General features: G+C 49.4%; 14 protein-coding genes. 11 read left to right on the forward strand and 3 right to left on the reverse strand.

All coding sequences use genetic code 11. From position 1 onward, the window contains the following. The first annotated feature begins 53 nt into the window (after positions 1 to 53). From WFJ73_RS14380 to WFJ73_RS33390, 8 genes are all read left to right on the forward strand, one after another. On the forward strand, positions 54 to 6,458 hold the full coding sequence (locus WFJ73_RS14380; RefSeq protein WP_336773718.1) for an S-layer homology domain-containing protein: 6,405 nt from the start codon (positions 54 to 56) through the stop codon (positions 6,456 to 6,458). 136 nt (positions 6,459 to 6,594) lie between these two features. Beyond that, the gene (locus tag WFJ73_RS14385; RefSeq protein ID WP_336773719.1) at positions 6,595 to 8,115 is read left to right on the forward strand and encodes an ABC transporter substrate-binding protein; all 1,521 of its coding nucleotides are present in this window, start codon (positions 6,595 to 6,597) and stop codon (positions 8,113 to 8,115) included. 36 nt (positions 8,116 to 8,151) lie between these two features. Continuing rightward, the gene (locus tag WFJ73_RS14390) at positions 8,152 to 9,861 is read left to right on the forward strand and encodes a histidine kinase (RefSeq protein ID WP_336773720.1); all 1,710 of its coding nucleotides are present in this window, start codon (positions 8,152 to 8,154) and stop codon (positions 9,859 to 9,861) included. A 2-nt stretch (positions 9,862 to 9,863) separates the two neighbouring features. Continuing rightward, a complete protein-coding gene (locus WFJ73_RS14395) occupies positions 9,864 to 11,477 on the forward strand; it encodes a response regulator transcription factor (RefSeq protein WP_336773721.1) in 1,614 nt (537 codons plus the stop codon). After that, positions 11,474 to 12,313 carry an acyltransferase domain-containing protein gene (locus WFJ73_RS14400; protein ID WP_336773722.1) on the forward strand — a complete coding sequence of 280 codons (840 nt, stop codon included), beginning with the start codon at positions 11,474 to 11,476 and terminating at the stop codon, positions 12,311 to 12,313. The genes WFJ73_RS14395 and WFJ73_RS14400 overlap by 4 nt, the downstream gene beginning before the upstream one ends. Before the next feature lie 86 nt (positions 12,314 to 12,399). Then, positions 12,400 to 13,257 carry a sugar phosphate isomerase/epimerase family protein gene (locus tag WFJ73_RS14405; RefSeq protein ID WP_336773723.1) on the forward strand — a complete coding sequence of 286 codons (858 nt, stop codon included), beginning with the start codon at positions 12,400 to 12,402 and terminating at the stop codon, positions 13,255 to 13,257. A gap of 455 nt (positions 13,258 to 13,712) precedes the next feature. Beyond that, entirely contained in the window at positions 13,713 to 13,847 is a 135-nt protein-coding gene (locus WFJ73_RS14410) for a histidine kinase dimerization/phospho-acceptor domain-containing protein (protein WP_336774017.1), read from the forward strand. A gap of 46 nt (positions 13,848 to 13,893) precedes the next feature. Beyond that, the gene (locus WFJ73_RS33390; RefSeq protein ID WP_442955950.1) at positions 13,894 to 14,043 is read left to right on the forward strand and encodes an ATP-binding protein; all 150 of its coding nucleotides are present in this window, start codon (positions 13,894 to 13,896) and stop codon (positions 14,041 to 14,043) included. A gap of 68 nt (positions 14,044 to 14,111) precedes the next feature. Here WFJ73_RS33390 and WFJ73_RS14415 read toward each other — a convergent pair whose 3' ends face one another. Next, on the reverse strand, positions 14,112 to 14,294 hold the full coding sequence (locus WFJ73_RS14415) for a hypothetical protein (protein WP_336773724.1): 183 nt from the start codon (positions 14,292 to 14,294) through the stop codon (positions 14,112 to 14,114). Positions 14,295 to 14,358: 64 nt separating this feature from the next. Then, positions 14,359 to 16,038: a ribonuclease J gene (locus tag WFJ73_RS14420; RefSeq protein ID WP_336773725.1), complete on the reverse strand. Its 1,680-nt coding sequence runs from the start codon at positions 16,036 to 16,038 to the stop codon at positions 14,359 to 14,361. 160 nt (positions 16,039 to 16,198) lie between these two features. Between WFJ73_RS14420 and WFJ73_RS14425 the strand changes: the two genes are divergently transcribed. From WFJ73_RS14425 to WFJ73_RS14435, 3 genes are all read left to right on the forward strand, one after another. Further along, positions 16,199 to 17,035, forward strand: coding sequence for an SPL family radical SAM protein (locus WFJ73_RS14425; protein WP_336773726.1), 837 nt, complete (start codon positions 16,199 to 16,201; stop codon positions 17,033 to 17,035). Between the two features lie 95 nt (positions 17,036 to 17,130). Next, a complete protein-coding gene (locus WFJ73_RS14430) occupies positions 17,131 to 17,790 on the forward strand; it encodes an SGNH/GDSL hydrolase family protein (protein ID WP_336773727.1) in 660 nt (219 codons plus the stop codon). Positions 17,791 to 17,861: 71 nt separating this feature from the next. Beyond that, positions 17,862 to 18,413: a hypothetical protein gene (locus WFJ73_RS14435; protein ID WP_336773728.1), complete on the forward strand. Its 552-nt coding sequence runs from the start codon at positions 17,862 to 17,864 to the stop codon at positions 18,411 to 18,413. Positions 18,414 to 18,453: 40 nt separating this feature from the next. Here WFJ73_RS14435 and WFJ73_RS14440 read toward each other — a convergent pair whose 3' ends face one another. Then, on the reverse strand, positions 18,454 to 20,841 hold the full coding sequence (locus WFJ73_RS14440; protein WP_336773729.1) for an MMPL family transporter: 2,388 nt from the start codon (positions 20,839 to 20,841) through the stop codon (positions 18,454 to 18,456). Positions 20,842 to 20,862 lie beyond the last annotated feature (21 nt).

Genomic DNA, 20,862 nt, shown 5'->3' on the forward strand with positions numbered 1-20,862 from the left:
GATTTAAAGCTTATTATTGACAGCGCTTTCAATTATGGAAGAGGAGGATTTCAATGAAACGGTTATCCTTGCACGATATCGGAAAGACATCCCTTAAAGCGATGCTCATTGTTTGCTTGTTATTGAGCACGTTTTTTGGCAATGCCGCAAGCAGAGTAAGTGCGGATCCTGACCCCGGCCCGACGCGCGTACCGACGAATCCGTATCCAAGCCCCGCGGTGGATAGTGCTCTGGCCAAGCATGACTTGACCTATGCCCCAAGCCCGTTGGACAATCCGCTAAAAGGATTTGCCCCGTTCTATCCGTGGGAAACGGAAACTTCCTTTCCCCATAGCTTGGAATGGTATTATGTCCCGCTGAAGGCGGTGATGAATGGCCCGGATTCCTTTACGTTCGATACGGGCATTGAGCCGGCGCTGAATGCCATTGCGGCAAGAGGGAATCAGGCGGCGCTTAGAGTCTATCTTGAATATCCGGGCAAAGACGATGCCATACCGGCGTTTATACATGACAGCGGCATTGCGATGCGTCATAACGATACCTTTGACCAAGACGAGCCGGATTACGACGACCCGTTAATGGTCACGTATTTGACGAACTTCATTAAAGCTTTCGGCGCAAAGTATGATGGAGATCCGCGTATTGGCTTTATTCATATGGGCCTCGTTGGTTTGTGGGGGGAGTGGCATACGTACCCTTACGATGAGGATACGGCAGACGGTTTGCCGAACTATATGCCTAACGCTGATACAATCAAAGAGCTTTTTACGGCCTATGATACAGCCTTCAACTATACGAAGCTTGAGGTTCGATATCCGGGTTTGCCTGGCGCGTCGGAGTACGATATAGGCTACCATGACGACTCCTTCGGATATAAAGAAGGCGATCCGCCGCAAAGCGTAACGCAACCCGAGAGTATGGGCGGAGCGTATTATTCGTTCCTGACCAAGATGCTGGAGGCCGGTTCGGAGAATAAATGGATAACGGAATCGGTTGGCGGGGAAGTACGCCCGGAAATTCAGAGCCAGCTGTTCAGCGGCGGGACTAACGTTGATCATGCCTTGGACGATATTGAATTAACTCATGCGACGTGGATGATTAACCAAGGCGGTATCAGCAACTATAATGCTGGCGATGCTGCCGTTGCCGCCGGCGTGAGAAAGATGGGCTACGATCTGAATGTGAAGAGCGCCTATTATAAGGACATTGCTCAAGGCGATCCTCTTAAGGTTGGCGTCACTATTCAGAACAATGGCGTTGCTCCTTTCGCTTATCCTTGGAAGGTAGAGCTAGGAGTCAAGAATGCATCGGGAAAAATCGTGAAAGAGTGGGATACAACCTGGGATTTGACGAAGGTGATGCCTTCGGAGATCAGAACGTATCCGGAATGGAATATAGCCGGCGATCCGAAATATGTTCCATTCGGCGAGCCCTATTATTTCGATACAACAATTGCCGCTCCGGGGCTAAATGACGGTTACTACTATCTAGTGATGAAAGTCGTTAATCCGCTGGAGCCGATTAGCAATAAGGCCAAAAAAGTAGGATTCGCAAATACCGATCAAGACAAAGAAGGCTGGCTGAATTTGGGGCCGGTGAAGATAGGAGATTGTGCTGCACCGTGTTCGGAGCCTCCAACTTCACCGCCGGCACCGCCTAAGCGCCTGCTAGTGGATGATTACGACGGAACGCCGGCATGGTCGGCTGATACTCGGAACGATCTGAACCAATGGACCGGCTCAAGCGGCTTTGCCAATGGGAACGGCGCCGGTGTTGTAGAAGACGGCGCATTAGTGCTGCAGGTTCAGAATATGTCGCGTATGGAAACGAATATCGGCCGGAATCTTGCCGATACGAGCAAGCTGGTCATTCGGGCGAAAGGAGCCGTCGGAGGCGAAGAGAATCTCGTCAATGTGAGCATCGGCGGCGTAACGAAAACGCTCGGACAATTCAGCGGCGATAAGGTAACGGCAAGCTACAAAGACTTTGTTATCGATTTGTCTAGCCAAGGAGTAGATCTAACGCAAACGATTTGGAGCATTGCGATCTCTCAAGCTGCGTGGGGGACTACGGGAACGATCTATATCGATGAAATCTACTTTACGGATAAGGTGGAGTCAGATACCAATAATCCCGGCACTGATCCTGGCACGGGTCCCGGCACCAACCCTGGTTCCGGTTCCGACAAACCGGGGCTTATCGAAGATTTCGAGTCCTATGCCAATGATGCTGCGCTTGGGCAGGCCTGGACGGAAGCGTGGTCCGACAAACCGGGCTCCGTTACAAGAGCGCTTGGACAGTCGAGCGGAAGCAAGGGCCTCCGGCTGTCGACCGCAATCGCGGATTCGGAGTGGTCGAATATTATCCATTCCATTCCTTCGGACAAGAAAGATTGGTCCAAGTATGACGGCTTAAGCTTCTGGGTGGACAATACAACAAACGACAATAAAGATTTCAGCTTAAATGTCGCGCTTCAGACGCCTGCAGCCAAAGGCGAGTTCGGATTAAAGGAAGGCGGGCATGCCTTAACGATTGCGGCGGATGGAAGCCTGCAGCCTGCGGCATTTAATGGAGCGTCGCTTAACGTTCCCGCAGGCTTCAAGGGTGTTGTAAAGCTTGCTTGGGATCAATTCGTTCAATCCGCATGGCAATGCGACGGCGTTCAGGCAGACTGCGCGTCCGTGCTTGATCCAAGCGAAGTAACGGGACTTCAGTTCGGATACCCGCCAGCAGGTTATCCGCATAACGTCATCACGATTGATGACATTATGCTCTATCGGGCGGATAAAAGTTTGGACGATTTCGAATCGTACGCGGACGATGCTGCCTTGCAGAACATCTGGCGGATCGACTGGGAATCCGGAGAACCGTCTACCCTTCGTACGATCGATCACGTGAATGTCTCGAACGGCAATCAAGCGATGAAGTTTTCCGTTTCCCCTCCTCCGGGCAAAACGGCATCCGATTGGGTAAACATTAAACGCGCTGCCTTTAACGGGACGGATTCGGATTGGTCCGCCTTTGACGGGCTCACCTTCTGGGTCAACAATCTATCGCCAAGCAGCAAAAATATGGATCTGAATATCTCGCTTGTTACGGATGCGCCAAAAGGCGAGTTCTCCTTGAAAGAAGGAGGAACCGTACAATTCTATCAAGGTGCCGAAGGCTGGAAAACAACCACTCTTGGCGGAGGTTCCCTATCCATTGCCGCTGGCTACAAGGGAATGGTGAGAATTCCTTGGAGCGCATTAGTCCAATCCGCATGGCAAGGCTGCGATGCGTGCGACGCGAAGTTTGATGCGAGCAAGGTTCTGCAAATTCAATTCGGCTTTGGCCCGAAAAATCAAGCTGACAATGTTCTGAGCATCGACCAAATTGCCCTCTATGCGTTAGCTGGCAGGACGAATGGATCAGGAGGGGGCGAAACGACGGAGCCCGTTGACCATCCGGCTCCTCCGGCTTGGGCGACGGAAGCGGGGACGAAGGCGCTTGCGTATGAAAAGGCACCAATAGACAATCCTTTGAAAGGTCTCCTTCCTTTCTACGATGCTTCGGAGGAGTCTTATTTCACCGAAGGCGATGATTGGAGAGACCGTCCAACGCAGCTTCCTTACAGCTTGGAGTTCTTCTACCTTCCGCTTAATAAGCTGATGAACAACCTGAATGATTTTAATTGGACGGAGCTGGACAAACGGCTTGAAGCCGTTGCATCCAGAGGCAATCAGGCCGTATTCAGGGTCTATCTGGACTATCCGAACAAGCCGTCCGGAATCCCGCAATTTCTTCTGGACGAAGGGCTGGAGACTTACGCTTATTCGGAATACAACAACGGTAAGGATGCTACAAGTCTAGCGCCTGATTATAACGATGAGCATTTAATGGGAGCCTTGGACAATTTCATTGGGGCGCTTGGAGCCCGTTATGACGGCGATCCTCGTATCGGCTTCCTGACCATTGGATTGATCGGCTTCTGGGGCGAATGGCATACGTACCCTTACGACGGAAATATCAAATCGCCAAATTTAATGCCGACAGACGCCAACCTGAAGCGGGTTCTGACCGATATGGACAATGCGTTTAACGAAACGCAGCTTGTCTTAAGATATCCGATGGACAACAGCACGCTCAAAACCAAAAACTTCGATGTCGGCTATCATGACGATTCCTTTGCTTTTCAGACCCTCCCGCCAAGTCTCGGAGGTCAAGGCTGGCATTTCTGGGGTAGAGTTAACGACGCGGGAGTAACGGATTTCTGGAAAACGAACAGCATGGGCGGAGAGATGAGACCGGAAATTCAATTGAAGATGTGGAACAATGATCCGCCTGTATACAATGAACCATCGGCGCCAATCGAGGGAGCGCAAGGCGAAGATTATTACACCAGCCTGAACTTGACCCATGCTTCCTGGCTGATTACGCAAGGGGTCTTCCAAACTCCGCTGGAGTCTGAAGCGCTGGCAAGAGCTGCCGAAGGGTCGCGCAGATTGGGCTATGAATATTACGTGCCTTCTGCCTATCTGGACGCTGCGGACGGAAACCTGAAGGTCGGAGTAGAGCTTGAAAACAGAGGAGTAGCGCCATTCTACTACAACTGGAAGGTAGAGCTTGCGGCTAAATCCGAAAGCGGCATCGTCAAGGTATGGGAACCGGGTTGGGACTTGAAGGACCTGCTTCCTAATACAAACGGATTCGACAACAATAAGCTGTTCGAATCGACGAGCAATCCGGCTTTAAGCAACGGAAGCTATCAAATCCTCATGCGTTACGTGAATCCGTTAGAGGAGATCAACGCAGACGCCAAGAAGTTCCGCTTCGCTAATGCGGAGCAGAATAATGACGGATGGCTGGAGCTTGGCAGCGTAGATGTATCCAATAGTGCGGCCGAGGCTCCGGTCAGAGTGACGGGCTTAACGACGGATACGCAAAGCCAGCTTCAATTGCTTCCTGATTCCAGCGCACAGATCAATGTTGCAGTCGTGCCGTCGGAAGCGGGCAATAAACGAGTAGTTTGGTCGTCGGCGAACAGTAAAGTGGCCTATGTCTCCGCTGCTGGCCTGGTCAAGGCTGTTGGTATCGGCAGCACCGTCATTACGGCTAAGTCTACTGACGGCAGCTTGGAGAAGCAATTCGTGGTGACGGTTGCGTCCAATGATTCGGGCTCGAACCCGTCCTCTGGCGGAACAACATCGCAACCAGGGCCGGATTTAACGGATAAAGGAATCAAGCTGGGGCAAGATGCGGTAACCATTGTCCGTTCAACAGACGGCGTAACCGAAGCGGCCATTGACGCGAAGAAGCTTCAAGACGCCTTCCAGGCTCTTCGCAGCAAGCCATCCAGCGTAAAATCCAATTCCGTTATTATCGAGTTGAAAAACAACGGCGGAAGCGTGAAGGCGAATATTCCCTCGTCTGCATTAGTGGATGTTGGGAAGGATCTATCGGATGCGTCCATCCTTATCCTTACGGATTTCGGAAGCTACAAGGTTCCCGTCAAAGCTTTAGGCTTGGCCGATATAGCGCAAAAGCTTGGCGCGAGTCTTGAGAATATGACCCTAAGCATAGTCATTGATAAAGTTGCAGGCAGTACGGCGGATTTATTGGCTGAACAAGCAAGCAAAGAAGGGTTAACCTTGCTTGCACCTGCTCTGGATTACAAAATCTATGCGCAAGCAAACGGTCAATCGGTTGAGATAACCGGTTTCGGCAGCACTTACATTGAGAGAACGGTTATTGTGCCGGGAGCCGTTAATTCAGCGAACACGACTGCGCTTCTATTTAACCCGGATACAAGGACGTTTACTTTTGTTCCATCCGTCCTTCAAGTTAACGGGGGAAGTACAGAATTTGTCATTAAACGAAACGGGAACAGCATTTACGCGGTTGTTTCGGATTCGGGCAGCAGAACGTTCACTGATCTTCAGGGGCACTGGGCCAAGCCGGAAATCGAATTGCTGGCCTCAAAACGAATCATAAACGGTACTGCGCCTGACCTCTTCTCACCGGACAAACCGATTACCCGCGTTGAGTTTACGGCAATGCTTGTTCGGTCCCTTGGGCTTAGCTCTCCGGGTGCGGCTGCTGATTTTAGCGACGTAGCAAAAGGAGACTGGTTCGCGGATGCGGTTGCGGCGGCCGTTAATGCGGGGATCATTAACGGTTATACGGATGGTTCCTTTAAACCGAATGAACGAATCACCCGCGAACAAATCGCGGTTATGACAGCTAGAGCTCTGAACTATGTGAACAAACCGGTCCAAGCGATTGACAATGCTCTTGGAAACTATAAAGATCAGGCTTCCATTAGTCCTTGGGCTAAAGCTTCGATAGCCGAATTGCTCACTGCTCAAATCATAAAAGGGAAGTCCATGACGACCATAGATCCGGCAGCGAATGCAACCCGTGCGGAAGCCGCCGTTATGATCAAACGGTTTTTGCAATTCGTCCAATTTATGAATTAAAAAGCAGATGAATACGGGAGCACATGGCGTTAGCGCTCATGTGCTCCTGTTCTATGACGGCGTATTCACGTTACTAGAATTAGTGTAGACTAGCATTGAGACTTGAGACTCTATGGTGAAGGGGAAGCATGACAAGATGAAGCGTGCTGTGATCGGTACCGTTGCGATACTTTTCTTATCTCTCGTATTCGCCTTATTCAGCCAGTATATTAACCTGGGCTCTTCCAAATCGCCAGGACCTCATAATCCCGATACAACGGATAACGCTGGCACAGACGTACCGGAATCATTTGTCACGCTGAAAGTGATTATGCCTGGAGACCAGTCGTCGCGCATGGGCGATTTTGTCGAGAATGAACTGAACGACCGGCTCAAGAAGGATTTGAACATGAACCTGGAATTGACCTATATTCCATGGTCCAATTACCAACAAAAGTTGGAGCTAGCCTTATCTACCGGAGAAGATTACGACTTGTTCTGGTATGGCGCGCCGTTCGTCTCCGTTTATTACAGCAAAGGCTATATTCAACCGTTAGACGAGCTTCTTGGCCAATACGGACAGGATCTTATTAAGCATATACCCGAAGATAACTTCAAGCAGAACCGGATCGACGGGAAGCTTTGGGCGATACCTTCCCAAGCCTTTACGTCCGCGGGGAAATTCTCCTCCGTTATGGTCCGCCAGGACTTGCTGGAGAAGGTCGGCATGAAGGACATTAAGACGATAGCGGATTTGGAACAATTCTATCAACGCATGCATGCGATAGATCCAAGCTATTACGGCTATTTGGAAACCGACCGCGGGCACGAGTTGTTATGGCGCGAGTTGACGGACCGGAACTACTCTTCCTTGGATGAGAGAATGTTATTTATGGTGGATGAGGATTCGGGAGAGCTGCTCAGTTACGTGGAGTCCGATCTATATAAGAAAGTAGCTCAATTACGCGAGTCCTGGGTGAATAAAGGGATTATCGACAAAAACCTTGTGGGGAATCCGGCAGCGAAGATCGATCAGGAGAATGCGGGTAAGCTTCTTTTCCGCGTAGGCGCGGTTTCCCGGGCGATGGAAAATCTGCAAACGGCACGGAATGCCGATCCGGAAGCGAGGCTGCGCGAGTACTATCTCGCGAAAGAGAAGCCCAAGTATATTACGACGCCAAGCAATGAAGCCTTTATGGTTACCTCCGCTTCGAAAAATCCGGAACGCGCGATGATGTTTATGAATTGGATTTTGCAGAGCAAAGAAAATTACAATTTTATTATTTACGGGGTTGAAGGAAAGGATTACGTGCTGGAAAACGGTAAAATCAAGCAATTGACTAATGATCAGCTGATGTACGAATGGATGTGGCGGAACAAGGACTATTTCATCGCGCCGGCTAACGTAGAGGATGACGTGATCGAGGATATGCTTGCGAACGACGAGAATTCCCGTATTTCCAAGCTATCCGGATTCCACTTCAACGAAGCTCCCGTCAAGAATGAAATTGCGCAAGTGATGGCGGTCTATAAAGAAAAATTCGAGCCTATCAACTTTGGGATCGCCAGTTACGATCACTATTACGACGATGCCCTCGCAGCTCTTAAGAAGGCGGGCTTTGACATTGTTTTTGACGAATTGAAAAAGCAGTTCTCCGAATTCCAACGCCAGCATTAAACGAGGGTGAGCCAGAAGCTGAGAGGACGATCAGTTATGAGCAGATTCAACATATTTACCAAATTGATCGCTACGCTGTTGATTTTACTTATCCCGATCCTGCTCCTGTTCGCCGTGTCGAACCGAACGAGCACGGATGTATTGACCGACGAAATTATCAAGGTGAAGCGATACCAGATCGAGACATTCGCCAACCAGCTGGACCAATTGTTTTTCCGGCTGGATACGTATAAGAAAATGCTGTACGAAAGCACGGACGTGCGAAATTTAGCATATCCCGATTTGCTTGACGATGTGCTGGACAAATACAGAGTGAATCGAACCGTCTCGGAAGAAATTAATCGGCTTGCCGGTTACGGCGATTGGAAAGCCGTAATCGCGGTTCTTTATCCCAAGACCGGTATCGTCATCAAAAGCAACTCCAGCTTGAATGCGCTTCCAAAGGAGTTTCCCCTGCAAGATACCTTTTGGCAATACTATTCCGATCCGAATGAGGATTATTTCATGGGGATCTTGTCTTATCCCGAGAACTCGGCGGAGACGGGCGAGGCGCGCATGCGGGTTGTGCTTAAATTCGGCGTATCCGCGCTTCGAAGCGCCTTGTCGGAATTTAAAGCGAATGGCTCGGGCGATCCGTTCCTGTACCACCCCGGAGCGGACCCTATCTATAATTATTCGGTTAACGTAAAACAAATCGACGAATTTCTCCCCCGGCTTAAGGAGATAGATCCCTCGGCGGAAAGTGGATATATGCTGCTTCAATCCGACAAGACGAAGTATCAGGTTCATTATCAGAAGCTGGAATCGCTTGGCTGGTATCTCGTCGACTATGTACCGATCAGCCATATTATGGCGCCGATCAGCCGGAACCAGACCATGTTTTACCTCATAAGCGGCATGCTCCTGTTCATGGGGGCTTATCTAGCTTTCGTGATGTACCGCAACATTCAAATTCCGTTTCGGAAGATGATCCGGAACATGAATCTGATCGAGAAAGGGATTTATTCCGTGAGGATGACGGATAAGCCCAAGGGGGAATACCGGTTTCTTTACGACAGATTTAACTCCATGGCCTCCAAAATCGAGGAGCTGATCGTGGATGTGTACAAAGAACAGCTCAGGTCCAAGGATGCAACGCTGAAGCAGCTGCAATCGCAGATCAATCCGCATTTTTTGTACAACACGCTTGCTTATATCAAAAGCATGATAGAGCTTAAGGAAAACAAAGCCGCCATCTCAATGACGATGAACTTAAGCAAGTATTACCGGTATACGACCAAGACGGGGAGCAAGATGGTGAAGCTGCAAGAGGAGCTGGACTTGATCCATTTCTATTTGGAAATCCATTGCATGCTGAGGGATGACTTCGAATTTCAGATCGAGATTGAGCCGCAGCTGGAGGATCTCGAGGTTCCGCGGTTAATCGTACAGCCGCTTGTGGAGAACGTTATTCTGCATTCATTCAATAATCACTCGGAATACGGAATGATCCGCATCAGGTGCTGGAGCGAGGAAGGAATGAACCATGTAGCCGTGGAGGACAATGGCACCGGGGGAGATTACGACTTGATTGAATCTATGCGCAAGAAGATTCATTCGAGCAGCGAGGAAATTGAATCCGGGCTGAAAAACGTTCATCAACGCCTGCGGTTAATGTACGGCAGCGATTCGGGCGTACATCTAAGCAAATCGGAGTTAGGCGGACTTTGCGTGCAATTAAGCTGGAGCGGCAAGGAAGGTGTGTAAGCATGTACGAAATCTTGATTGTGGACGATCATACGCATTTGGTTGACAGCTTGGCCATTGGACTTCCTTGGGAGCAAATGGGGATCTCCAATGTTTATAAAGCCTATTCCGGCGAAGAAGCTCTGGAGCTGCTGAATTACCGTTCCGTCGATATTGTGGTAACGGATATCCATATGAACGGGATGACCGGACTTGAATTAATCGCCCGTATCAATGAGAAATGGAAAAATACGAAGGCGGTTATTATAACCGGCTACGATGAATTTCAATATGCGAGGGAAGCGATTCAGCAGCAGGTATGCGACTATCTATTAAAGCCGGTATCGAACGAGGAATTGGAGCAAACGCTGCGCACCATTATCGATAGGATTACGGAAGAAGGAAACGAGCTGCTTAATCAGCAGAAATTCGCTTACCGGTTTCGCGAAAGCCTGCCCAAATTAAGAGAAATGTTCCTGTTCGAATTGTTATCCGGCAAAAGCTACCCGTTATCGGCTTTGCAGAACAAGCTTCAATTGTACGGACTTCCTTTTTCCGCCGAAAAGGAAGCCATTCTCTTGTGCATGAGAGTAGAGGAAGACTATTCGAATACGGATCTCTATAGCCTTTCGTTAATCGAATATGCCATGTTTAATATTGTGGAAGAGGTTTTTGCGAACAAATATCATGTGGCCTATTGCAAGGATTCGCATGATTATTTGATTTTTCTGGTTCAGCCCAATAGGGCGGAGCAATCAGGCAGAGACCATTCTGCGATAATAGAAGACTTGGCCAGGCTCTCCCAGCATCAAATCAAGCTTTATTTAAAGTCGAAGGTTTCCGTTGTGCTTAGCGGCTGGGGCGGCTTCCCGCAAGACATTCTCTCCATGTACCACTCTGCTTTATCCATCTATACCGATTATATCGGCTACCAGACCGAAAGCTTTTTCGACGCGGCGCAAAAGAAAGAGGTTTTCGAAATCCAGCCGCTTGCGGAGCTTTATCGTTCCCATACGTTTATTGAATTGATCGATATGGAGCAATGGAACGGATTCGAGAGCAAGCTGAACCGGATATTCGAAGAGCTTGAAGGCGCGGGCAGCGGAGCGCGCGAATACGGGCTGCAAATCTACGTGACCTTGCTGCAAGCCTATTCCTATTATTTGCACAAGAAGGGCAAACGGATTTTTGAGGTGTTCGGAAGAGAAATCGATAAGATGCTGAAGATTGATGCCGGCTGGAGCGTAGAGCCGTTAAAGGAATGGGCCTTCGGCAGCTATGTTCAAATCAAAGCTTACAGCGACAGCCGCTCGGATAACATCCGGTCTGACTTGATGGAGCGAATCCGCCGATTCATACAAGAAAATATAAAGGATATCACCCTTCAAACGGTGGCTGATCATGTCAATCTGCATCCCGTCTATGTATCCAACCTGTTTAAACAGGAAACAAAGGAAAATTTCTCGAACTACGTGCTTCGGCTGCGAATGGAGAGGGCGGTGCAATTATTGAAGCACAAGGATCTGAGAATAAGCCAGATCGCGCATGAGGTCGGCTACCAGAAGCCGCAGTATTTCATCAAGCTGTTTAAAACCCAATACGGGATGACGCCGCAGGAGTTTAAGAACGGGCAATGAAAGGACCGGATTTTATGCTTATAAGCGAGTTTTGTAGAGAAATTCAATTAGGAGAGGAAGCCAGCCGAATCATACTCGATTTCCGCATGGAAGAAGAGGAATATGCGAGGTTGAAACAGCATTTTCAAATGGACCGCCATTCGTTTTTCCATCAGGTTACGGGAACGGCGGGGTACAGGCAAATGCTGCTGTATCTGTTTGCGAGATTTGCCGTGGATGCGTATGAAGAATACCGGATTCGGGGAATCGAAGACAACATTTATTTCGATACTTTCACGGACATTCGGATTTGGAGCGAGACCTGCTACCGGGATTACGGCGAGTATGGCCTAGAAGAGTACAACTGGCTTCAGGAGCATGTCAGGCTTCAATTATTTCGTCTGGGGAGACTGCAGTTTCAGCCAATGGCCTTTAACGGAGAGAACTTGAAGGCAGGACAATGCTTGGTGGAAAAGAATCAGCTGGTGCTGAATGTTCACATTCCGGAAGGCGAACCGCTAACTCCCGATGCCGTATCGCATTCTTTCCTTTTAGCCCGGAAGTTTTTCCGAGGCATCCCTTCGGTTTACATTTGCAGTTCATGGCTGCTTTACCCCGGTCTTGACCAGGTGCTGAAGGCTGAATCGAACATTCTGAAGTTTCAACGGCTATTCTATATTTATGAAGTGAACGAAGCATCAAGGGAAGCGGAGCAACGCATCTTTCATCGGTTAGAGACAAATCCCAATGATTACGGGGAAGAAACGAGTCTGCAGCGAGCAGCGAAAGCCTTATTGCTTAGTGGCAGGAAACTTGGCAGCGGAAGCGGTATCTATATACCGGAGGAAGGCGATTAATAGATAGGATCGTTTCCAAGCGTTAATCATGCTATTATTTAATAGATATTTCCATTAGTCAGCCACACTTGAAGGGAGATTCGATAATGAAATTTGGGATCAGCACCTATAGCTACTATCAAGCGCTTCAATCAGGGGAAATGGACGTTCTTGACGTCATTGCCACGATTGCTGAAATTGGCGGCGAGCATGTTGAAATTGTGCCGCTTGGCTTCAATTTGACGGAGAATCCGGAATTAATTGAAGCGATCCGCCGTAAAGCGGACGAGGTGGGCATTGCTATCTCCAATTATTTGATAGGCGCCAATTTTGCCGGTAAAAGCGAAGCGGAATATGAGCAAGAGATTGAGCGTGTTATGCGGGAAGTGGATATTGCGGCGAGGCTTGGCGTGGGGCTTATGCGCCATGACGTGGCATCTTCACCGGATACGTCGATCCGAAATTTCAACAACGAGCTTCCTAAGCTGGCAGAGGCTTGCCGCCGGATCGCCGATTACGCGGCTGCGAAGGGAATTACGACAACGGTTGAAAATCACGGCTATTTCCTTCAAGCCAGCGATCGTGTTCAGGCTCTCCTTCATGCAACGGACCGGGACAATTTCAAAACAACGCTGGACGTCGGCAACTTCGTCTGCGTGGATGAGAATCCAATTGTTGGCGTCTCCAATAATATCGAATATGCGGCGATGGTACATATTAAAGATTTCTATGTGCGTCAACCTGAAAGCGACCTTGGCGATGGCTGGTTCCGTTCCACCCGGGGCAATTATTTGCGTGGGGCTATTGTGGGCCAAGGCGATATCGACATGCGCCGGGTGCTTGGCATTGTTAAGCAATCCGGGTACGACGGTTATATTTCCGTTGAGTTCGAAGGCTTGGAGCCATGCCGGTTTGGCGTGCAGCAGGGCTTAAATCAATTGAAGAAGATCTGGCAATCGTTGTAATGACAGGTGGATTAATGATCATTTTTAACAAGGGGACGCGGCATTGCTGCCGTCCCTTTTTTTGTTACACGGGGGTAGAGAATTTGTGAAATCTTAAGTAATTTTGTTTCCCGCTATTCCGACTTAACCTAAGGAGTGTATAATCACCGCTAGAAAAAGACAGGAATGTAGGTGGGTACCATGCTGTCACTAAGAGAACGCTTTCAACGAGCGCTGTTCGTGAATCAAAATAGTGAGCTGACACGAGCTTTATTACGTCCTAGTCGAAGGGAGAATAATATTATGATCGGATTATCCAAGGGGAGACGATCAGCTTTGAAACCGAGCTGCATGGAAGAAGCTTATACAAGACCTTAATCCCGTACTACAAGCAGGAGCGCGTTATAGGAATTATTGCAACGGCCGTCGATATTTCCGAGCTTAAAAACTTAGAAAAGATGCTGCGCTTGTCGGAGATGAATGCGGCGCTTGGCGAATTGGCTGTTGGCGTGGCGCATGAGATAAGCAATCCGCTGACGGGCATAAGGGGATTTGTACAACTTTTAGGCGAATCACTGAAGAGGTATGGCATTGAGAAAGAGCAGCGCTAGGTCGACTTAATACAGACCGAGCTCTCCCGTATTAACGACCTGGTCAGTGTTTTTCACGACCAAACAGTCAGGCAATGGCTTAGGGCTCTTTATCTCCAAGCAAATTATTGTTGAAATGGGCGGGGAGCTGACAATTGAGTCGAGTTCATCGGGAACGGTCGTATCCGTTACTTTTCCCGTGGAGAGGGACTACTGAGATGAAAAAAAAGAGTATTTGATCGTGAAAGATCAAATACTCTTTTTGCCTATGTTCCTAAACAACATTTACTCGTTATGCGTGTCTACGATTTCTTCCAGCACGGAGGAAGGCTCCGTACTAGCTGCAAGCACTTCTTGGTCAGTTTGGTTAGTGCCTTGGATTTGTTCGGCAGCTTGCGCTTGACGGTTTAATTGCTTCTCAACTTGTCCGATTCCGTGGGCCCCTTGATGGCCGCGGCTTGATGTCATAGGTTTCTCCACCTTTCTTGTTTGTCGTGCAACCGGTATTAATCGGCCTGAATAGTATATCCAGCTAAACCAGAATAATGATGGGAAGAATCATCGGTCTGCGTTTTGTTTTGGCGTACAGGAATTTTCCGACGGACTCTTTAAGGCTTTGCTTGTACAGATTCCAAGGCTTATGGAGCTTGTTCTCCTTCTCCAGCAGCTGTTCCATTTCCTGAAGCGTGATCCGGTGTACTTCCTCCATTAATCCTTCCGATTCCTTCACGAATACAAAACCGCGGGAAATAATGTCCGGTCCGGACACAATCTTATTGTCGTTCTTCCCGATCGTAACCACAATAATAAGAATGCCGTCGGCAGACAACACCTTGCGGTCGCGCAGCACCACGTTGCCTACATCGCCGATCCCTAGCCCGTCGACGTAGGTATCTCCGTTCGTAACGCTTCTTTCGTGAAAAGCCTCCGAGCCTGCAAAGTCCACGACATCGCCGTTATTCAGGATAAAGATATTGTTTGCTTTTACCCCAACGGATTCGGCTAATTCGCGATGCAAGTGCAGCATCCGGTATTCGCCGTGTATGGGAATAAAGTATTGCGGCTTCATAAGCGTAAGCATCAGCTTCAGCTCTTCCTGGCTGGCATGTCCGGATACATGCATGCCGGTGCTTGATCCGGAGCCGTAAATGACCTTGGCTTTCCTCTCGAACAGGTTGTCCACGATTCGGGCGACATTCCGCTCGTTCCCCGGAATAGGGGAGGAGGCGAAAATAACGGTATCGCCGGGATGAACGGCTAGCTGCCGATGATTGCCGCTGGCAATCCGCCCCAATGCGGCCATAGGCTCGCCTTGACTGCCCGTGCACATCACGGTGATTTCATTTCGTTTGTATTTATTGACTTCGGCAATGTCCACGAGCATATTGGAAGGCATATTAAGGTAGCCCAACGTAGAGGCGATATCCACCACATTAACCATGCTTCTGCCGGCCAGGGCGATTTTTCGGCCGGTCTTGACCGAGGCGTCAATAATTTGCTGAAGCCGATGGACATTGGATGCGAATGTTGTGATAAAAATCATGCCGTCCGCATTATAAAAAGCTTCCTGAATATTCGCCCCAACCAGACGCTCGGATGGGGTAAAGCCCGGACGTTCCGCATTGGTGCTTTCGGATAACAGCGCTAATACGCCGTTTTTCCCGATCTCCGCCATCTTGTGAATATCGGCGTATTGGTTATTGACCGGGGTAAGATCGAATTTGAAATCCCCGGTGTGGACAACCGTTCCTTGGGGAGTATGGAATACGATGCCTAGGCAATCCGGAATACTGTGGTTGGTGCTGAAAAAGCTGACGGGAACCGTTCCCAAGGTAATCTCGGATTGCGGTTCAATCTGATGAAGGGTTGTTGAACCCAGCAGACCATGTTCTTTCAGCTTCCCTTTGATTAGACCAAGCGTAAGCCTTGTTGCATAAATAGGCATATTTAATTGTTTAATAATATAGGGGATTCCGCCAATATGATCTTCATGGCCATGCGTGACGACAAGGCCACGGACTTTGTTCTCATTTTCGATGAGATACGTAATATCCGGAATAATTACATCAATGCCAAGCAAGCTTTCATCCGGAAATTTCGATCCGCAGTCTACAACGATCAGATCATCGCCGCATTCGATGACGTACATGTTTTTTCCGATTTCATTAACCCCGCCAAGAGGGATAACCGACAATTTATGATTTGCCGCCATGAACCAACCGCCTATCCATAAATGTTTTTTTCCTCATTTGGTTGGTTTTCCCGATCTTTAGGGTCATTATTCTCGAAGAGATTGATTAAAAGCGGAAGTTTAGTTATGATAATAAATAGAACATATGTTCCTATAATATTATTGGAGAATGGGGATTGCCATGGCTGTTGAGATCAGAGATATCGTCTCTAAGAGCATTTTAAGCGAAGCAAAGGGTTACTTGGATATCGGCTTTACCCATTCCCTTAATCCATACAGCGGGTGTTCGTTTGCCTGCAAATATTGCTATGTGAGAGAAATGCCTATCCAGAAGTTCAAACAGATCCCATGGGGAGAATGGGTGGACATTAAGACAAATGCCGCAGACATTTACCGAAACGAAGTGAATAAGCTGCGCCGGAAAAATATGCCGATTAATATCTTTATGTCCTCGGCAACCGATCCTTATCAGCCGGTCGAACGGGAAGCGGGGATTACAAGGCGGATTTTGCAGGAAATGCTGGAGGCTCCTCCCGATCTGATTCAGATTCAGACGCGCAGTCCGCTTATTAGGAAGGACCTCGATCTTATCGTCCAGCTCAAGGACAAATGCGAGGTTCTTGTATCGATGACGGTAGAGACGGACCGTGAGGATATGAAGCGGTTATTTGCTCCCTACGCGCCGGGTATCAAGCTGCGGCTGAAGGCTCTGAAAGAGGTGCATGATGCCGGGATAATGACACAAGCTGCAATCTCTCCGGTGCTGCCGTTTACGCCTGACTTTCCTAAGGTACTGGAAGGAATAGCGGACCGGATCTGGATCGATACGCTAACGATCGGAGATGGTTCCATGGGGAAGAGGTCCAAGCGTTTAGGCATGCCTCAGTTGTTTGACGACCATGACCTGACGGATTGGTACCGGAGCGATATTCATTCCAGGGTCGAGTCGTACTTTCGGTCTTTCTATCCAAGCGAGATGATCCATGTGTCGAAGAGCGAAGCTTTTCCGCTTAATTAAGCATGATTTTCAGTAGCCCTTTTTCGGATTTTTGGTATGATGAATGTGGTAGATTCTTCAATTAACTTATCGTTCGGAAGAGGGGGGCCATATTAATGTTGTTGGGGCAAAATTCGAAGCTCGTCATGATCGGAGACTCCATTACGGATTGCGAACGGGCTAGACCTAGGGGAGAAGGACTGTTTGGAGCAATCGGGAAAGGGTATGTATCGCTGGTAGATTCGTTGCTTACCGCAGCCTATCCGGAGCTGGGCATTCGCGTGGTAAACATGGGGACTAGCGGCAACAACGTCCGGGATTTGACGGATCGCTGGCAGACGGATGTTCTGGATCTTCAGCCGGATTGGCTGTCAATTATGATTGGCACGAACGATGTATGGAGGCAATACGACTTGCCCGCTCAGACCGAGCAGCATGTCTACATAGACGAATACGAAGAGAAGCTGGAGGCATTGGTGGAGCGTACCAGACCAACGGTGCAGGGACTTGTGCTGATGACTCCGTTCTACCTTGAGCCGAACGAAGCGGATCCGATGCGCAGAACGATGGATCAATACGGTCGGGTTGTCCAAAAGCTAGCATCCAAGTATAATACCCGTTTCGTGGATACGCAGGCGGCGTTCAACAAGGTTCTAGGGTTTATTTATCCGGCAACTCTCGCCTGGGACCGGGTTCATCCCAATATGTCGGGTCATGCCGTGCTTGCCCGGGCATTTCTGCAAGCGATTGAATACGATTACAACCGTGGGTTGTAAGGCGGCTTGATGTAACCTTTTGCTTTCATTCTCCGTCTGTTTTGGAAAGGGTTTAGTGGGGGAGAAGCGTTATGAGAGGGGGAATTGTACTTCTGTTCCTCCTGCTGCTTACCGCATGCGGGGGCAAAGCGCAGGATCGGGAAATCGACGCTGCCGTAGAAGAGCGGATGAATCATCCAAAGCTAGTACACAAGGACGACATGTTCGAGTTCAAGCTGAATATCGAGAAGACGACCTTTGCTGCGAATGAACCCATTCCGTATTCCGCTAGTCTGACGTACGTTGGAGACGACGAGTCATTCACCGTCTGGGGCGGACATAGCATTGTTGGGTTCATTATTACGGACGGTTTGGATTTCGATATGCAGGGAGTCAATACGTCGGAGCTGACGTCAGCGAAGCTGTTCAAAGGTAAGACGATGGACTATCCTTTCTTTAAGAGCGGCGGCTATGACAGTGATGATCCTAAGGCGGACTATTGGCGGGAGTTTTACTCCGAGAAGGAGCTAATTTTACCTCCGGGAAACTATTTGATCGAGGCCGTGTGTCTATTTTCGCTGGACGAATCGGTCGTCAACAGTCATTACAACAAAAGCGTATATACAATGATTACGGTGAAGTAAAAAGAAAGGACCGCTGCTGGCAGTGGTCCTTTCTTGTATTTTAATGCGCTCGGCTAGGTTTAGCCTTCTTTAATTCTTTATGTCCATTCGGATTCGACGATTTGTTAAGCTCCGCAATCAGCTTGTCGCCTTCAACGTCCAGGTTTGGAAGAATGCGGTCCAGCCATTTCGGCATGCCCCATGCTTTGTCGCCAAACACGGCCATAATAGCCGGAACAAGCGCCATGCGAACGAAGAATGCGTCAATAAGAATACCGATGGTGAGAGCAAAGCCGATTTGCTTCAGCATAATGTCTTCGGTCAGAATGAACCCGGCGAAGACGGATACCATGATAACGGCTGCCGCCACAACGACACGGCTTGCTTGCTTATAGCCATCAACCACGCTAGTTGTTCCTTTATGTCCGTGGACATAAGCTTCCCGCATGGAGCTGACAAGGAAGACTTGATAGTCCATCGCAAGGCCGTACAGGATGCCGGATACCATAATCGGCATAAAGCTGAGAAGCGGGCCGCCGGTATCGAAGCCAAACAGATCATGCAGCCAGCCCCATTGGAACACTGCGGTTGTAATCCCGAAGGTAGCGAGGATACTAAGCAGGAAGCCGATAGTTGCTTTCACCGGAACGATAATGGACCGGAATACGAGCAGCAGAATGATCAGCGACAAGATCAGAATGATGCCGATATAGAGCGGGAATACCTCTGCCAGCTTTGCCGACATATCGATGTTAATCGCGGTGAAGCCGGTAACGCCAAGCGTCACTTTGTTAGACTGCGAGATGCTGGAGTCTTGATCGCGTAGCTCTTTTACGAGCTTTTTGGTCTCGTCGTCCGTAGGTCCCGATTTCGGAATAACGCTGATAATCCCGATATCGCCGGTCTTGTTAATGCCCATTGGCGTAACAACCGCAACATCGTCATGCTGTTGGATATCCTGCACAAGCTTGCCCAGCAATTCAGGAGTAACCTTGTCAGAAGAACTTGCAGGCTCGGCAACGAGCAGAAGCGGCGAGTTAAAGCCTTTGCCAAAGCCGGCCGAGATCGCGTCAAAGCTTTGTCTAGCCGGCGTATCCAGATTTGCGGTATCGCCGGATGGCATGCCTAATTTCATGTTGGCTGCCGGAATGGATGCGGCTCCAAGGATAACGATCACGCCTACAATCACGAGCCAGCGGCGTCGTACAACTCCGTTCGCCCAGCGATGTGCCGTGCCTTGACGGGCAACACCCGCTTGCTCGTTGTTTTTCTTCCGTGCTTTCACGGAGACGATCCGTTCACCAACCAGACCAAGCAATGCCGGAAGCAAGGTCAAGGCTACAAGGACATTAATGAAGACACTTGCTGCAGCGACAAGCGCCATAGCGGTCAGGAAGTCGATATTCATAACAACCATGCCGCATAACGCGATAATAACGGTTAACCCTGCGAAAAATACCGCGCTGCCAGCCGTACCAACCGCACGGCTCGCGGCTTCGCGGGCGCTGAGGCCCTGATCCAGGATCATGCGGCGCTGACGGTTAACGATAAACAGGGAGTAGTCGATTCCGACTGCGAGGCCAACCATCATAGCAAGCGCCGGCGTGATGTCGGTCATCGGAATAAATTTGGAGAGGGAATAAGCGCCCCCAACGCTAATGCCTACACCCAGCAATGCGGTTACGAGCGGAAGACCGGCCGCAACAACAGAGCCTAGCGTAATAAACAGAACAACCGCGGCAACAACGATACCAATTCCTTCGGTAGCTCCGATTGCCGGTTTGCCTACAAGCGTATCGCTTGGCAGGGCTTTAATGCCCAGGTTTGCTTGTTCAACGGCTGTAACATCATCCACGACAGTGTCGATTACCTCTTGCGGAAGGGACATTTGCTGAACGGTGAATTGGAATTGGAACAAAGCGACGTTGCCGTCAGCTGAAATCATAACGCCGGGTACCGGATTGCCTTCAACAATCAACGGACCGTATGGAGCAGCCGCAGCCGCTTGAGATTGATCGGTCTGCGCTGCGCTTTGCTGAGCGTTTTGCTGCTCGCTGCCGGCAGCCGCATTGTCGGATTGAGCCGCATCCGTTGCCGTTGCGCCTGCCGCGGCAGCTGCTTCAGCCGGATTAATGACATATTCAATGCCGTACACATCATTAATAGCTTTCGTAATAGCAGCTATACGCTCCGGTGTATCCAGCCGTTCGCCCTGCGGGGCAGTGAAGACAACGCTTGCTTGCCCGCCCGAAGCTTCCGGCAGTTCTTTTGCCAGCTGATCCAATACCTTCTGCGCTTCCGTGCCTTTGATTTTCATCTCGGAGCTGGTATGAATGCCGTTAATGCCGATCAGGGCGCCAACAACGCCAAGAATGGCGATCCACGCAATGATAAAATGCCAAGGCTTGTTATAAGCGGTTTTGCCTATTTTGTACAGGAAAGTCGACATAACAGTGTGGTTCTCCTTTTA

The sequence above is a fragment of the Paenibacillus sp. MMO-58 genome (assembly GCF_037146255.1).
GTDB lineage: Bacteria > Bacillota > Bacilli > Paenibacillales > Paenibacillaceae > Pristimantibacillus.

Excerpts from the sequence above, each read along its gene's own strand:
- WFJ73_RS14380 (WP_336773718.1), top strand. The coding sequence starts at position 54 with ATGAAACGGTTATCCTTGCACGATATCGGAAAGACATCCCTTAAAGCG.
- WFJ73_RS14385 (WP_336773719.1), top strand. The coding sequence starts at position 6,595 with ATGAAGCGTGCTGTGATCGGTACCGTTGCGATACTTTTCTTATCTCTC.
- WFJ73_RS14390 (WP_336773720.1), top strand. The coding sequence starts at position 8,152 with ATGAGCAGATTCAACATATTTACCAAATTGATCGCTACGCTGTTGATT.
- WFJ73_RS14395 (WP_336773721.1), top strand. The coding sequence starts at position 9,864 with ATGTACGAAATCTTGATTGTGGACGATCATACGCATTTGGTTGACAGC.
- WFJ73_RS14400 (WP_336773722.1), top strand. The coding sequence starts at position 11,474 with ATGAAAGGACCGGATTTTATGCTTATAAGCGAGTTTTGTAGAGAAATT.
- WFJ73_RS14405 (WP_336773723.1), top strand. The coding sequence starts at position 12,400 with ATGAAATTTGGGATCAGCACCTATAGCTACTATCAAGCGCTTCAATCA.
- WFJ73_RS14410 (WP_336774017.1), top strand. The coding sequence starts at position 13,713 with ATGAATGCGGCGCTTGGCGAATTGGCTGTTGGCGTGGCGCATGAGATA.
- WFJ73_RS14415 (WP_336773724.1), bottom strand. The coding sequence starts at position 14,294 with ATGACATCAAGCCGCGGCCATCAAGGGGCCCACGGAATCGGACAAGTT.
- WFJ73_RS14420 (WP_336773725.1), bottom strand. The coding sequence starts at position 16,038 with ATGGCGGCAAATCATAAATTGTCGGTTATCCCTCTTGGCGGGGTTAAT.
- WFJ73_RS14425 (WP_336773726.1), top strand. The coding sequence starts at position 16,199 with ATGGCTGTTGAGATCAGAGATATCGTCTCTAAGAGCATTTTAAGCGAA.
- WFJ73_RS14430 (WP_336773727.1), top strand. The coding sequence starts at position 17,131 with ATGTTGTTGGGGCAAAATTCGAAGCTCGTCATGATCGGAGACTCCATT.
- WFJ73_RS14435 (WP_336773728.1), top strand. The coding sequence starts at position 17,862 with ATGAGAGGGGGAATTGTACTTCTGTTCCTCCTGCTGCTTACCGCATGC.
- WFJ73_RS14440 (WP_336773729.1), bottom strand. The coding sequence starts at position 20,841 with ATGTCGACTTTCCTGTACAAAATAGGCAAAACCGCTTATAACAAGCCT.